The following is a 12275-nucleotide window of genomic DNA, read 5'->3' on the forward strand; positions in this document are numbered from 1 at the left end:
TGCCCTGTTCGCGGGGCGGCCCTCCACGCGCCGCCCCTCCCTCGGTGCCGCCGCGTGAACGGCTGCGGGGCGGCGTACGCCGACGCGGGGCCGGAGTGCGCCGCCCCGCAGCGGGACGAGCTTCGGGCGCATGCCCGCACGCTGCTGATGCTGACCGGTCCTTCTCCCTACTTCGGGTTACTTCGGGTCGCGGTCGAACAGCGACCTGGACCAGAAGTAGCCGAGTACCGCCAGTCCCAGGCACCAGGCGACGGCGAGCCATCCGTTGTGGCCGATCTCGCTGCCGAGCAGGAGTCCGCGGAGGGTTTCGATGGCCGGGGTGAAGGGCTGGTACTCGGCGATCGGCTGGAACCAGCCGGGCATCGCGTCGACCGGGACGAAGGCGCTGGAGATGAGCGGCAGGAAGATCAGCGGCATGGCGTTGTTGCTGGCCGCTTCGGCGTTCGGGCTGGACAGGCCCATGCCGACGGCGATCCAGGTGAGCGCGGTGGCGAAGAGCACGAGCAGTCCGAAGGCGGCCAGCCATTCCAGGGCCGTGGCGTCCGTGGACCGGAAGCCGATGGCCACGCCGACGGCTCCGGCGAGGGTCACGCTCATGACGCACTGGATGACGCTGCCGACGACGTGTCCGAAGAGGACCGAGCCGCGGTGGATGGCCATGGTGCGGAAGCGGGCGATGATGCCTTCGGTCATGTCCATGGAGACGGAGACGGCGGTGCCGATCGTGGTGGAGCCGATGGTCATCAGCAGCAGGCCGGGCACGAGGTAGGCGATGTACGCGGAGCGGTCGGCGTCGCCGCCGCCGATGCCGGCGCTCATCGCGTCGCCGAAGATGTAGACGAAGAGCAGCAGCAGCATGACGGGAGTGAGCAGCAGGTTCAGTGTCATCGACGGGTAGCGCCGGGCGTGCAGGAGGTTGCGGCGCAGCATGGTCGTCGAGTCGCGTACGGCGAGGGAGAGGGAGCTCATCGGGCGTTCTCCTTGGGCTGGTCGGGCCGGCTGGACCGGAGCGGCACGGTGGAGGCGGTCAGGGCGAAGAAGACGTCGTCGAGGTCGGGGGTGTGCACGGTCAGTTCGTCGGCGTCGATGCCGGCCGTGTCGAGCCGGTCGAGGACGGTGCGCAGGTCGCGCTGGGTGCCGTCGCTGGGGATCTGCAGGGTGAGTGCCTCGTCGTCCCGGGTGACCTCGCCCAGGGCGCGGGCGGCGGAGCGGTGGGCGGCGGGGTCGGTGAAGCGGAGCCGGACGTGCCCGCCGGGGATGAGGCGTTTGAGTTCTTCGGCGCTGCCTTCGGCGGCGATCTTTCCGTCGTTGAGGACGGCGATGCGGTCGGCGAGTTCGTCGGCTTCTTCCAGGTACTGGGTGGTGAGGAAGACGGTGACGCCGTCGGCGACCAGCTCGCGGATGATCTGCCACATGTTGTGCCGGGAGCGTGGGTCGAGGCCGGTGGTCGGCTCGTCGAGGAAGATGATCCGTGGGCTGCCGACGAGGGTCATGGCGATGTCGAGGCGGCGTTTCATGCCGCCGGAGTAGGTGGCGGCGGGTTTCTTGGCGGCCTCGACCAGGTCGAAGCGTTCCAGCAGGGCGGCGGTGACCCGTCGTCCCTCGGCTTTGGACAGGTGGTGCAGGTCCGCCATGAGGAGCATGTTCTCCTCGCCGGTGATCAGCCCGTCCACGGCGGAGAACTGCCCGGTGACACCGATCGCGGCACGCACCGCCTGCGGATCGGCCGCCAGGTCGTGACCCGCGACCTGGGCCTGTCCGCCGTCGGCGGCGATGAGCGTGGACAGGATCTTGACGGCCGTGGTCTTGCCGGCGCCGTTCGGCCCGAGCAGCGCGAACACGGAACCGGCCGGGATGCGCAGGTCGATGCCGTCGAGGACGGTCTTGTCGCCGTAGGACTTGCGCAGCCCGATGGTGGAGACGGCGATCGGCGACGAGTGACCGTCACCCCGACTGGGCGTGGGCATGACAGAAGAAGGCATGGGGCCCTCCGTTCGAAGGCTCGAGGTGGGTGGGGGCGGGGCTGGTCGAGCGCGGTGCTCAGGCCTTGGTGCGGCGGACGTGGATGTTGCCGTACCGGGTGCGGGCGCGGATCTTCACGGTGTCCTCGGTCTTCTCCGGGGACTCGGACGCGGTGAGCGTGTTGCGCACCTGGCCGGAGTCGGAGCTGACGTCGAGCCAGGCGGCCGTGCCCTCGCGGATGCCGACGTCGATGGCGCCGTAGGAGGTCTCCAACTGGACGGTGCCGCGGACCACTTCGCCGACCCGCAGGGTGCCGTGGGCGGTGGTGGCGGTGACCGAGTCCTCGGCGCGCGTGATGTCGATGTCGCCGTTGGCGCCGCTCACCCGCAGTTCGCCGGTCACGGCGCCGACCGTCGTGCTGCCGTGCGAGTTCTTCAGGACGGCGGAGCCGTCGACGAAGCCGACGCGCATGCTGCCGGAGCTGGCGGTGATCTCGGCGGAGCCCTCGACGCGGTCCACGGTGATCGTGCCGTGCGAGGCGGTCAGCTCCAGCGGGCCCGTGGTGTCGAGGCGGACGTCGCCGGCCGAGTTCTTCACGCGGACCTCGCCGAGCCGGCCCTCGCCGATCACCTGGGTCCAGGCGCCGGTCGTGTCGAGGCGTGAGCCCGTGGGCAGGTCCACCGTCACGTCGACGGTGCCCGTGCGGCCGAGGCCGAACAGCGTGGGCTTGGGCGTCCTGATGGTCAGCACACCGCTCGCGTAGGTGACCTCGGTCTGGGCGGCCGCCCGTGTGTCCAGGTCCTTCTCCGGGTCGCGGGGTCGCACCTCGACGACGGTGTCGGGGCGGTCGGTCGCGGTGAACTGGAGCGAACCGGCGTCCACGCGTGCGGTGACCGAGATCGGTTCGGGAGTGTCGAAAGAAGGCATGGCTGTCCCGTCCTCTTGGGTCTTCTGGGCGTCCCCGCTGGTGGGACGTGGTGTGGGTGAGGTGGTGCGGGTGCGGTGCGGTGCGGTGTGGTGGGGTGCGAGCGGGAGCGGGGCTAGCGCACCCAGCCCGTGAAGCTCTGTCCGAGGGCCTGGGTCTTCTCCGTCGTGCGCGGCGCCCGGGCGCCACCGTCGACCGCGGCCGACACGGCGCGCACCAGCCACGCGTTGACCGACAGGCCCTCGCGGGTCGCGGCCTCCTCGGCGCGGGCCTTGAGGTGGGCCGGCAGGCGCAGGTTGACGCGGGCGGTGCCGCCCTCGTCGCCTTCGGCCGGAGCCTTGAGCGGTTCGGTGGGCGCGACCGGCTCCGCGATGGCCCCGCCGTCGCCGAGTGGGAGTGTCACCACGAACTGAGGGTCGAGCCCGCGCAGCCGTACGTCGACCGAGCCGGGGGCGAGATCGCGGGTGATCTCGTCCGTGGCTGCGGAAAGCACATGGAGCATGGTCAGCCGGGTCGCCGACTCCAGGGGAGCGGTGAGCCGCTCCGCCAGCTCGCGGGCTTCGTCACCGCCGGCTTCGGCGGCCACCGCGAGTTCGCGGCGGAGGGTGTCGACGTACGGGGTGAGGTCCATGACGCCATGATGGCACCACAATGGCGCCATGTGCAAGCCGTGCAGCGGCATCTCTGCGTCATTGGCTGACGATATCGCGCTGACCTGCGGAAATGCGATGGCACTTGTTTGGGTCATCATGGCGCCATACGCACTCATGGGTTTCTGGTGGCATCGAATGGCGCCCGGTGGCACCCGATGGCACCCGCATCGCGCCACATGGCACCCCGTGGCACCTCGTGGCGCGGAGGTGGTGCCAGGAGGTGCTCCAGGTGGCGCCAGTCGGGACTTCCGGGTGACGTCAGATGCTGCTTCCGGGCGATGCTCGGGCGGGTGCCGGGCGGCGCTTCCGGGTGACGTCAAGTGCTGCTTCCGGGTGGCGTCGGACGGCGCCGAGTCGCGCGCGGAGGCGGGAGATAAAAGTAAGGAAGCCTCACCAATCGCTTTACCATGAGTAGGCTCAAAACAGACCCGGAGCCCGGCGCTTTTTGCCTGCCCTTGGAATTCCACAGGTCGTTCCCACGCCTCTGACAGGCCCGCCTCCTAGCTTCGCGGCCATGACGGGAAACTCAGGAAACCCAGCAAACACAGCCGGTGCCGAGAATGACCGACAGGGCCCCAGGCACAAGCGTGATCTGACCCGACGCAAGGTGGTCGTGGCCGGTGCGGGCGCGGCCGTCGCCGTCGGGGCGGGCGGGGCGCTCGCCGCCGGTGCCTTCGCCGGGGAGAAGAGCGGGCACAAGCCCAAGGCCGCCGCTTCCGCCGGCGAGGTCTGCTACAAGCTCACCTCCGAGACCACCGAAGGCCCGTATTACATCGACGCGGACAAGCTGCGCCAGGACATCACCGAGGACAAGGAGGGCATCCCGCTCACCCTCGCCCTCAAGGTGATCGACTCCGAGACCTGCAAGCCCCTCGCGAACGCCGCCGTCGACGTCTGGCACTGCGACGCCCTCGGCATCTACTCCGGTTACGAGAGCCTCTCCACCGGTGGTGGCGGCGGCGCCCCCACCGACGCGCCGTCCGGGACCCCGACCGGCACGCCGACCGACGCGCCGACCGGCACCCCGACCGGCGAGCCGCCGTCCGGCGGTGGCGGTGGCGGCGCGCACGAGGAGCCCACCGACGACGAGCGCTATCTGCGGGGGACCTGGAAGACCGACAGGCAGGGACGCGTCACCTTCAAGACGGTTTTCCCGGGCTGGTACCGCGGCCGCACGGTGCACATCCACACCAAGGTGCACGTCAACGGCGAGTGGACCGACGCCGGTTACGAGGGTGGCAACACCTGCCACACGGGCCAGTTCTTCTTCGACGAGGAGTCCGTGCTCGCCTCGGCCGAGGTGGAGCCGTACTCGACCAGCACCACCGAGCGCACCACGCTCACCGAGGACACGATCTACGACCAGAGCGGTGTCCAGGGCGGTCTGCTCACGCTGAAGTACAACAAGAAGAACATCGCCAAGGGTGTCGTGGCTTCGATCACGATGGGCGTCGAGCCCGACGCCACCCACGAGGGCACCGACGACGCGGTCCAGCCGGGCGCGTCCGAGACGGCGTCGGCCGAGGCGTCGGCCTCTTCCAGCTGATCCGGGCGGCGGCGGGGGCGTCCCGTGCACCGTTGCGTCCCGGTCACTCGTCCGGTGACGCCCCCTCCTCCAGCAGCCGCTCCGCGATGTCCGTCGACCAGCTCTGGGCCCACGCGCGCAGGTCGATGAGCTGGTCCTCGGTCAGGCCGTACGCCGTGAACGCCGTGTCCGGGTAGTGGTCCGTGCCCGTCAGCCGGGTCTGGAGGGTGGGCAGGTCGAAGTCGTCCCGGGCGTGGCGGCGGGCCAGTTCCTCCAGGTCGGGGTGGGTGAAGCGGGCCGAGGCCGCCCTCGCGTCGATCAGGTCGACGGCCAGACCGCGGTCGTAGAGCGCCCGCACCTTCGTGCCCACCGCGTCGGGGAGGGCGAGCGCCGGACCGTACGGGGTCGGGACGGGCGGGCTCCAGAAGGTCTCCTTGTGCAGGGCCAACCGGAGGACCGTGTCCGTGGCGCGGTCCAGCACGGCCAGGTGTGCGGACAGCGGGTCCGCGTCCCGGACCGTCGCCTCGTGGCCGCCCCGGGAGGTGAGCGCCGCGCCCAGCGCCTCGGCGAGCCGGGGCATCGGCTCCGCGCTCTCGGTCGCCAAGTCCACGTTCGCGTGCGGGCGTTGGAGCAGCTCGTGCGCCTGGAGCGCGTAGCCGCCGGCCAGGGCCCAGGGGGCGCCGGCGGCGGCCACGTCGAAGACCTCGGCGAGGAGCCGGAGGTGGGGTTCGAGAAGGTCCACCGGGTAGTCGTACCAGGTGCGGTGACCGGCGTGCGGGGTTCGGCGGGCGCGGCGGCGTCACCGGCGACGAGTACTCCCACCGCGCGCTGCCCTCCAGGGGCGTCCGGATGCGAGGCGGCGCGGATCCGGTCACCCGGCCGTCACCGGGTGGTGGCCGGGCGACCCGGGCTCAGACGAGGGTGGGCTACTTCGCCACGAACTGCGTGAGGATCGCCTGCACCTCGTAGATGTCCACACCCTTGGTGAACGTCTTCTCGATCGGCACGGACGAGCCGGACACCCAGATCTTCAGCTCGGCGTCCAGGTCGAAGGTGCCGGCGGTCTCCACCGCGAAGTGCGTGATGCTGCGGTACGGAATGGAGTGGTACTCCGTCTTCTTGCCGGTGATCCCCTGCTTGTCGACGAGAATCAGCCGCCGGTCCGTGAACAGGATGGTGTCGCGGATCAGCAGGAAGGCGGCCTGCACATGCTCGCCCTGGCCCAGCAGACGGGCGTAGTCCTGCTGCGCCTGCGCCGGGTCGATCGGGTGCGCGTTGCCGAAGAGTGCCATGGAAGATCCCCCAGTTGACGATGACGCCGGTCCATGTGTGGTGATCCCTCCCCGGAGAGAGGTCTTCGTCCCCGATGCGCACCTTAAGGGGGAGGTGGGGGAATCGTGAAGGTGTTTGATCGACCGGCGGAGACGGCCCCGGAAAAAACCCTCTTCACGCGGCAACTCTTCACGCGGCGGCGACCACTGACAGGACGTAAGTCCGCTCCTCCCCGTAAGGATCCCCCGTGGCAGCTCCCTCCCACCGCCGGTCCCTCCGCTCGCGCCGCGCCCTCGTCGTCTCCGCCGCAGCCGTGGCCGCGGCCGTCGGCGCCGGTGTCGTCGTGATGAACGCGAACGCCGGGACCGTCGACCTGTACCACCAGACGCTCGCCGCCAAGGACGGCTGGGCCTCCTCCGGCACGGGCACCACCGGTGGCACCAAGGCCGACGCCGCGCACACCTTCACCGTCTCCACCCGCGCCCAGCTGGTGAAGGCGCTGGGGTCCGCCTCCGACACCACCCCCCGGATCATCAAGATCAAGGGCACGATCGACGCCAACACCGACGACGCCGGCAAGAAGCTGACCTGCGCCGACTACGCGTCGGGCACGGGCTACTCGCTCTCCGCCTACCTGAAGGCGTACGACCCCTCGTCCTACGGCACCTCCAAGCTGCCCTCGGGCACCCAGGAGAAGGCCCGCGCCGCGGCCCAGACCAAGCAGGCGAAGAACATCGTCTTCAAGGTGCCGGCCAACACCAGCGTCGTCGGCGTGCCGGGCACCAACGCCGGGATCTCCGGCGGCATGCTCCAGATCCAGAACGTGGACAACGTCGTCGTCCGCAACCTGACCTTCGCCGGCACCGAGGACTGCTTCCCGCAGTGGGACCCGACCGACGGTGACGACGGCAACTGGAACTCCAACTACGACTCGGTCACGCTGCGCGGCGCGACCCACGTCTGGGCGGACCACAACACGTTCACCGACGCGCCCCACCTGGACAGCGCCAACCCGAAGTACTACGGCCGCGAGTACCAGATCCACGACGGCGCCCTGGACATCACCAAGAGCTCGGACCTGGTGACCGTCTCGCGCAACCAGTTCACCAACCACGACAAGACGATGCTGATCGGCAGCAGCGACAGCGAGCCCGCCGGCAAGCTGCGCGTCTCCATCCACCACAACATCTGGAAGGGCATCGTCCAGCGCGCCCCGCTGGCCCGGGTCGGCCAGGTGCACATCTACAACAACTACTACGACGTCACGACCCTCAACGGCTACGCGACGCAGTACAGCATCAACTCCCGTGCCAAGGCCCAGGTCGTCGCCGAGAACAACTACTGGAAGGTCCCGACCGGCGGAAAGGTCGCCAAGCTCCTCAGCGGCGACGGAACCGGCGCGGTCAAGGGTTCCGGCAACCTCGTCAACGGCACGGTCACCGACGTCGTCGCCGCGTACAACGCCGCCTCGTCGAAGGACCTGAAGACCACGGTCAACTGGACCCCGGCCCTCACCTCGGGCCTGGAGACCTCGGCGAAGAACCTGCCGACGACCCTCGCGACGACCACGGGCGCGAGCGTCCTGAAGTAACACCCCCGAACACGCGAGGGCCGGGTGACCACGAGCCCCCGGCCCTCGCGTTCACCAGCCGTCAGGCGTCGTCACGTGTCGTACGTGCCGTCCCACGGCTCGGCGAAGGCCAGGCGGTCCGGGTAGAGCTCCGCCCAGGTCTCCGGCTCGCCGTCCTCGTCCTTGTCCTCGCGGATCACCAGGCCGAACAGCACGCCCTCGAAGGTGAGCCGGAAGGGGCGGACCGCGATGTCCGTGTAGGAGCGGCGGGGCAGACTGCGCAGGAGGGTCGCCAGGCGGACGCGGGCCCGGGTGAGGACCGAGTCGTCGCCGTACGGGTCGCGCTGCTGCTCCGCCCAGGTGCCGGCACACCAGATGTCCGAGTCGCGGTAGGTGCCGTCCGCGTCGAAGGTGTGCAGCACGGTGTAGAGGCGTTTGTGCTCTTCCCAGCCGTCGTCGAGACGGAACCCTTCGGGGAAGGCGTACGTGACCGACGCGAGGAACTGGCCGTCCGCGTACCGTCCGATGGACTCGGTGCGGTGCTTCGGCTCGTAGGCGATCGGAATGACGTTGGGGACTGCCATGGCGGAAACCATACGGCTTGGCGGGAACATGCCCGAGTCGGGGGAACCTCTACGACTCTTCCTCTACATCTTCCGACCAGGGTCCGGGAACTCCTCGTTCCCGGACCCCGTGGTCGGTCGTCGACGCGCTACGCGGTCGGCTTCTCCTCCAGGCGCGGGAAGAGCACCGCTCCCTTGGTGACCGTCGTACCGGCCGGGAGGATGCCCCAGGTGCCGGCCTCCTGGACCCGCTGGTCCGCGAGAGCACCCAGGACCGCCTCGGCGCCCAGCGAGTCCCACAGCTTCTGGGAGGTGTCCGGCATGACCGGGTTCAGCAGGACGGCGACGGCGCGCAGGGACTCCGCGGCGGTATAGAGGATCGTGGCCAGGCGGGCCTTGCCCTCCGGACTGTCGTCCTTGGCCACCTTCCACGGCTCCTGCTCCGTGATGTAGCCGTTGACCTGCTTGACGAAGTCGAACACGGCCAGGATGCCGCCCTGGAAGTCCAGCTCCTCGCCGATCTTCCGGTCGGCCACCGCGACCGCGGTGGCCAGGCCGTCGTGCAGCGCCTTCTCCGCCTCACTGTCGGCGGTGGCCTCGGGCAGGACGCCGCCGAAGTACTTGCCGACCATCGCGGCCACGCGGGAGGCGAGGTTGCCGTAGTCGTTCGCCAGCTCGCTCGTGTAGCGGGCGGAGAAGTCCTCCCACGAGAACGAACCGTCCTGGCCGAAGGCGATGGCGCGCAGGAAGTACCAGCGGTACGCGTCCACGCCGAAGTGCGAGGTCAGGTCCTGCGGCTTGATGCCCGTCAGGTTCGACTTCGACATCTTCTCGCCGCCGACCATCAGCCAGCCGTTCGCGGCGATCTTCCCGGGCAGCGGGAGGCCCTGCGCCATCAGCATCGCGGGCCAGATCACCGCGTGGAAGCGCAGGATGTCCTTGCCGACCAGATGGACGTCGGCCGGGAAGGTGGCCTCGAACTTCTCCTGGTTCTCGTTGTAACCGACCGCCGTGGCGTAGTTCAGCAGCGCGTCGACCCACACGTAGATCACGTGCTTCTGGTCCCACGGGATCGGGATGCCCCAGTCGAAGGTGGAGCGCGAGATGGACAGGTCCTGCAGGCCCTGCCGGACGAAGTTCACGACCTCGTTGCGCGCGGACTCGGGCTGGATGAAGCCCGGGTTCGCCTCGTAGAGGGCGAGGAGCTTGTCGCCGTACGCGCTCAGCTTGAAGAAGTAGTTCTCCTCGCTGAGGATCTCCACGGGCTTCTTGTGGATCGGGCACAGCTTCTGACCTGCGAATTCGCCCTCGCCATCGAGCAGCTCGCCCGGGAGCTTGTACTCCTCGCAACCGACGCAGTACGGGCCCTCGTAGCCGCCCTTGTAGATCTCGCCCTTGTCGTACAGGTCCTGCACGAACTCCTGGACGCGGTCGGTGTGCCGCTGCTGCGTGGTGCGGATGAAGTCGTCGTTCGCGATCTCCAGGTGCTCCCAGAGGGGGCGCCAGGCCTCGTCGACGAGCTTGTCGGCCCACTGCTGCGGGCTGACGCCGTTCGCCTCCGCGGTGCGCATGATCTTCTGACCGTGCTCGTCCGTGCCGGTGAGGTACCACACCTTCTCGCCACGCTGGCGGTGCCAGCGGGTGAGCACGTCGCCTGCGACGGTCGTATAGGCGTGGCCCAGGTGAGGAGCGTCGTTGACGTAGTAAATGGGGGTGGAGACGTAGAACGCCTTGCCACCCTGCTTCTCGGTTCCAGTGGCCGCCATGCCCGAAATCCTACTGGGCCCGCGAAGATCCACTCACATGCGTTTCGGGGGGTGGACGTGATGCTCCACCCCCCGAAGGGGGCCTACGGGCGCCAGGTGGCCAGTACGCCTTCGTAGAGCTCGGCGTCCGTCAGCTCGCGCGGGGTCGGGCCCGCGTGGAAGAAGGACGTGTTGGGGGTCTTCAGCTTGCGCAGGTAGTCGAAGGCCTTGTTGTCGGGCTCGCCGAAGGCGACGAAGGAGAAGAAGACGGCGGGGTGGTTCTTCGCCGCGTCCGTGAGGGACTGGGTGGCCGGGGTCTTCGCGTCCGGGGCGCCGTCCGTCTGGAAGACGACCAGGGCGGGGGTGTCCGCGGCTTCCTTCTCGTGGTGGGTGAGGACCGCTTCGACCGCCGCGTGGTAGCTGGTACGGCCCATGCGGCCGAGCCCTGCGTGCAGGTCGTCGATCTTGTTCTCGTGGTCGGTGAGGGTCAGCTCGCCGGTGCCGTCCAGTTCCGTGGAGAAGAAGACGACGTGGACCTTGGCCTCGGGGTCCAGGTGGGCGGCGAGGGCGAGGGTCTGCTCGGCGAGGGCCTGGGCGGAGCCGTCCTTGTAGTACGGGCGCATGCTCGCGGAGCGGTCCAGTACGAGGTAGAGCTTCGCTCGGGTGGTGGTGAGTTGGGTTGCCTCCAGGGCGGTGGCCGCCGCGGCGTAGGCGGTGGCGAGGCCGGCGGGGAGGGTGGGGGTGGGGGTCGAGGTTGAGGTCGGGGTCGGGGTCGGGGTCGGGTGAGCCTCGGGCTCGGGTGTGACCTCGGCCTCGTCCTCGGCTTCGCCTTCGGCCGAGTCGTTCCCACCCGCACCACCCGTGCGGCTTTCGTTGTCGGCCGCGAGTGGCCCCTGTGCGGCGTCCTCGCCGTCGGCGGCCGCGGGCTCGTCGGCCTCCGCCGTCGCCGGCGCGGCGAGCGCGGGCTCGTCGGTGACGGCGACCGGCTCGGGCTCGGGCTCGGCCTTGGCCTTGGCCTCGGCTTCGCCTTCGGCCGAGTCGTTCCCACCCGCACCACCCGTGCGGCTTTCGTTGTCGGCCGCGAGTGGCCCCTGTGCGGCGTCCTCGCCGTCGGCGGCCGCGGGCTCGTCGGCCTCCGCCGTCGCCGGCGCGGCGACCTCCGCCTTGACCTCGGCGACCTCGGGCTCGTCGGCCTCAGCCGCAGGCTCAGTGGCCTCGGGCTGGTCGGCGGCAGCGGTCGGCTCGGCGGCCTCGGGTTCGGCGACAGTGGTCGGCTCGGGTTCCGGCGCGGTCGCGGGCTCGTCGGCCGTTTCCGGTGTGGGCTCCTCCGCCACCGGCTCGTTCTCCGGCTGCTCCGCCGCAGGCTCCGTGGCGGCCGTCATCGACGTCGGCTCCTCGGCCACCGCGACTACCGTCGGCTCGGCCACCTCGGCCTCGGGCCCGACCTCTTCCTTGGGCTCGGCTTCCGCCTTGGCCTGCGGCGGCACCTCGGCCTGGGGTTCTGCCTCTGCCGCAGCCTCAGTCTCTGCTGCTTCCGCGGCCTCCGCGGCTTCCGCTGCTTCCGCTGCTTCCGCGGCCTCCGTGGTCGGCTCGATGTCCGCGGTTGTCTCGGCGGCCTCGGCCTCCAGGGCCTTGGCAGCCTTGGCAGCCTTGGCAGGCTTCGCGGTCGGCTCGGGCGTCTCCGGAGTCTCCGTAGGCAAATCCTCCGTCGACTGGGTCGGCTTGGGGACCGATACGTTGTCGAAGGCCGCTGAGACGAGGTCGTGTTCGTCCTGGGATGCCGGGCGGGGTTCCGGGACCTGGGCCGTGGGGGTGGCCCTCGGGGTGGGTTCGGGGGAGGGGGACGGGACCGTCGGTTCGGGCGCCGGGGTCGGCGCGACTGTCGACGTGGGGGCGGCCCCGGTCGACTCCTGGTCCCGCTCCTCGGAGGCGGTCTGTTCCTGCGAAGGAACCTGTTCCGCACTCTCTGCCTCGGCGGCCCGCTCTTTGCGTGACCGTCCGAACGCGTTCCGCAGGAGAGTGAGAATGCCCATGTGCGCAACCCTTCGCGTGAGTTGAAG

Annotated in this window: 11 protein-coding genes; 2 read left to right on the top strand and 9 right to left on the bottom strand. The window is 70.0% G+C overall.

Features of this window, described 5'->3' with window-relative positions; all coding sequences use genetic code 11:
- Positions 1 to 177 precede the first annotated feature (177 nt).
- The 4 genes from ACFVYS_RS14820 to ACFVYS_RS14835 all read right to left on the bottom strand — a co-directional run bounded on the left by ACFVYS_RS14820 (position 178) and on the right by ACFVYS_RS14835 (position 3518).
- Entirely contained in the window at positions 178 to 969 is a 792-nt protein-coding gene (locus tag ACFVYS_RS14820) for an ABC transporter permease (RefSeq protein WP_389502083.1), read from the bottom strand.
- The gene (locus tag ACFVYS_RS14825) at positions 966 to 1982 is read right to left on the bottom strand and encodes an ATP-binding cassette domain-containing protein (RefSeq protein ID WP_389502084.1); all 1017 of its coding nucleotides are present in this window, start codon (positions 1980 to 1982) and stop codon (positions 966 to 968) included. Before ACFVYS_RS14825 ends, ACFVYS_RS14820 begins: the two co-directional genes overlap by 4 nt.
- Before the next feature lie 58 nt (positions 1983 to 2040).
- Complete coding sequence (locus ACFVYS_RS14830; RefSeq protein WP_389502086.1) at positions 2041 to 2889, bottom strand: DUF4097 domain-containing protein; 849 nt, start codon at positions 2887 to 2889, stop codon at positions 2041 to 2043.
- 113 nt (positions 2890 to 3002) lie between these two features.
- A complete protein-coding gene (locus tag ACFVYS_RS14835; RefSeq protein ID WP_389502087.1) occupies positions 3003 to 3518 on the bottom strand; it encodes a toxin-antitoxin system HicB family antitoxin in 516 nt (171 codons plus the stop codon).
- 536 nt (positions 3519 to 4054) lie between these two features.
- On the opposite strand from ACFVYS_RS14835, the gene ACFVYS_RS14840 reads away from it, so the two are divergent.
- Positions 4055 to 5086: a dioxygenase gene (locus tag ACFVYS_RS14840; protein ID WP_389502089.1), complete on the top strand. Its 1032-nt coding sequence runs from the start codon at positions 4055 to 4057 to the stop codon at positions 5084 to 5086.
- Positions 5087 to 5129: 43 nt separating this feature from the next.
- On the opposite strand, the gene ACFVYS_RS14845 is transcribed toward ACFVYS_RS14840, so the two are convergent.
- Positions 5130 to 5807: a hypothetical protein gene (locus tag ACFVYS_RS14845; RefSeq protein WP_389502091.1), complete on the bottom strand. Its 678-nt coding sequence runs from the start codon at positions 5805 to 5807 to the stop codon at positions 5130 to 5132.
- A 184-nt stretch (positions 5808 to 5991) separates the two neighbouring features.
- Complete coding sequence (locus ACFVYS_RS14850) at positions 5992 to 6357, bottom strand: PH domain-containing protein (RefSeq protein WP_020130553.1); 366 nt, start codon at positions 6355 to 6357, stop codon at positions 5992 to 5994.
- Between the two features lie 227 nt (positions 6358 to 6584).
- Here ACFVYS_RS14850 and ACFVYS_RS14855 point away from each other — a divergent pair, with 227 nt between their 5' ends.
- Positions 6585 to 7928, top strand: coding sequence for a polysaccharide lyase family 1 protein (locus ACFVYS_RS14855; protein WP_389502093.1), 1344 nt, complete (start codon positions 6585 to 6587; stop codon positions 7926 to 7928).
- Positions 7929 to 7999: 71 nt separating this feature from the next.
- Here ACFVYS_RS14855 and ACFVYS_RS14860 read toward each other — a convergent pair whose 3' ends face one another.
- From ACFVYS_RS14860 to ACFVYS_RS14870, 3 genes are all read right to left on the bottom strand, one after another.
- Positions 8000 to 8491 carry a hypothetical protein gene (locus ACFVYS_RS14860; protein ID WP_389502095.1) on the bottom strand — a complete coding sequence of 164 codons (492 nt, stop codon included), beginning with the start codon at positions 8489 to 8491 and terminating at the stop codon, positions 8000 to 8002.
- Positions 8492 to 8619: 128 nt separating this feature from the next.
- On the bottom strand, positions 8620 to 10236 hold the full coding sequence (metG, locus tag ACFVYS_RS14865) for a methionine--tRNA ligase (protein WP_389502097.1): 1617 nt from the start codon (positions 10234 to 10236) through the stop codon (positions 8620 to 8622).
- A gap of 83 nt (positions 10237 to 10319) precedes the next feature.
- Positions 10320 to 12248, bottom strand: coding sequence for a VWA domain-containing protein (locus ACFVYS_RS14870; RefSeq protein ID WP_389502099.1), 1929 nt, complete (start codon positions 12246 to 12248; stop codon positions 10320 to 10322).
- Positions 12249 to 12275: the final 27 nt, after the last annotated feature.

It is taken from the genome of Streptomyces sp. NPDC058295, from assembly GCF_042880655.1.
Lineage (GTDB): Bacteria > Actinomycetota > Actinomycetes > Streptomycetales > Streptomycetaceae > Streptomyces > Streptomyces coriariae.

Coding starts and splice junctions, on each gene's coding strand:
- ACFVYS_RS14820 (WP_389502083.1), bottom strand. CDS start 969: ATGAGCTCCCTCTCCCTCGCCGTACGCGACTCGACGACCATGCTGCGC.
- ACFVYS_RS14870 (WP_389502099.1), bottom strand. CDS start 12,248: ATGGGCATTCTCACTCTCCTGCGGAACGCGTTCGGACGGTCACGCAAA.
- ACFVYS_RS14835 (WP_389502087.1), bottom strand. CDS start 3,518: ATGGACCTCACCCCGTACGTCGACACCCTCCGCCGCGAACTCGCGGTG.
- ACFVYS_RS14830 (WP_389502086.1), bottom strand. CDS start 2,889: ATGCCTTCTTTCGACACTCCCGAACCGATCTCGGTCACCGCACGCGTG.
- ACFVYS_RS14825 (WP_389502084.1), bottom strand. CDS start 1,982: ATGCCTTCTTCTGTCATGCCCACGCCCAGTCGGGGTGACGGTCACTCG.
- metG (WP_389502097.1), bottom strand. CDS start 10,236: ATGGCGGCCACTGGAACCGAGAAGCAGGGTGGCAAGGCGTTCTACGTC.
- ACFVYS_RS14860 (WP_389502095.1), bottom strand. CDS start 8,491: ATGGCAGTCCCCAACGTCATTCCGATCGCCTACGAGCCGAAGCACCGC.
- ACFVYS_RS14840 (WP_389502089.1), top strand. CDS start 4,055: ATGACGGGAAACTCAGGAAACCCAGCAAACACAGCCGGTGCCGAGAAT.
- ACFVYS_RS14850 (WP_020130553.1), bottom strand. CDS start 6,357: ATGGCACTCTTCGGCAACGCGCACCCGATCGACCCGGCGCAGGCGCAG.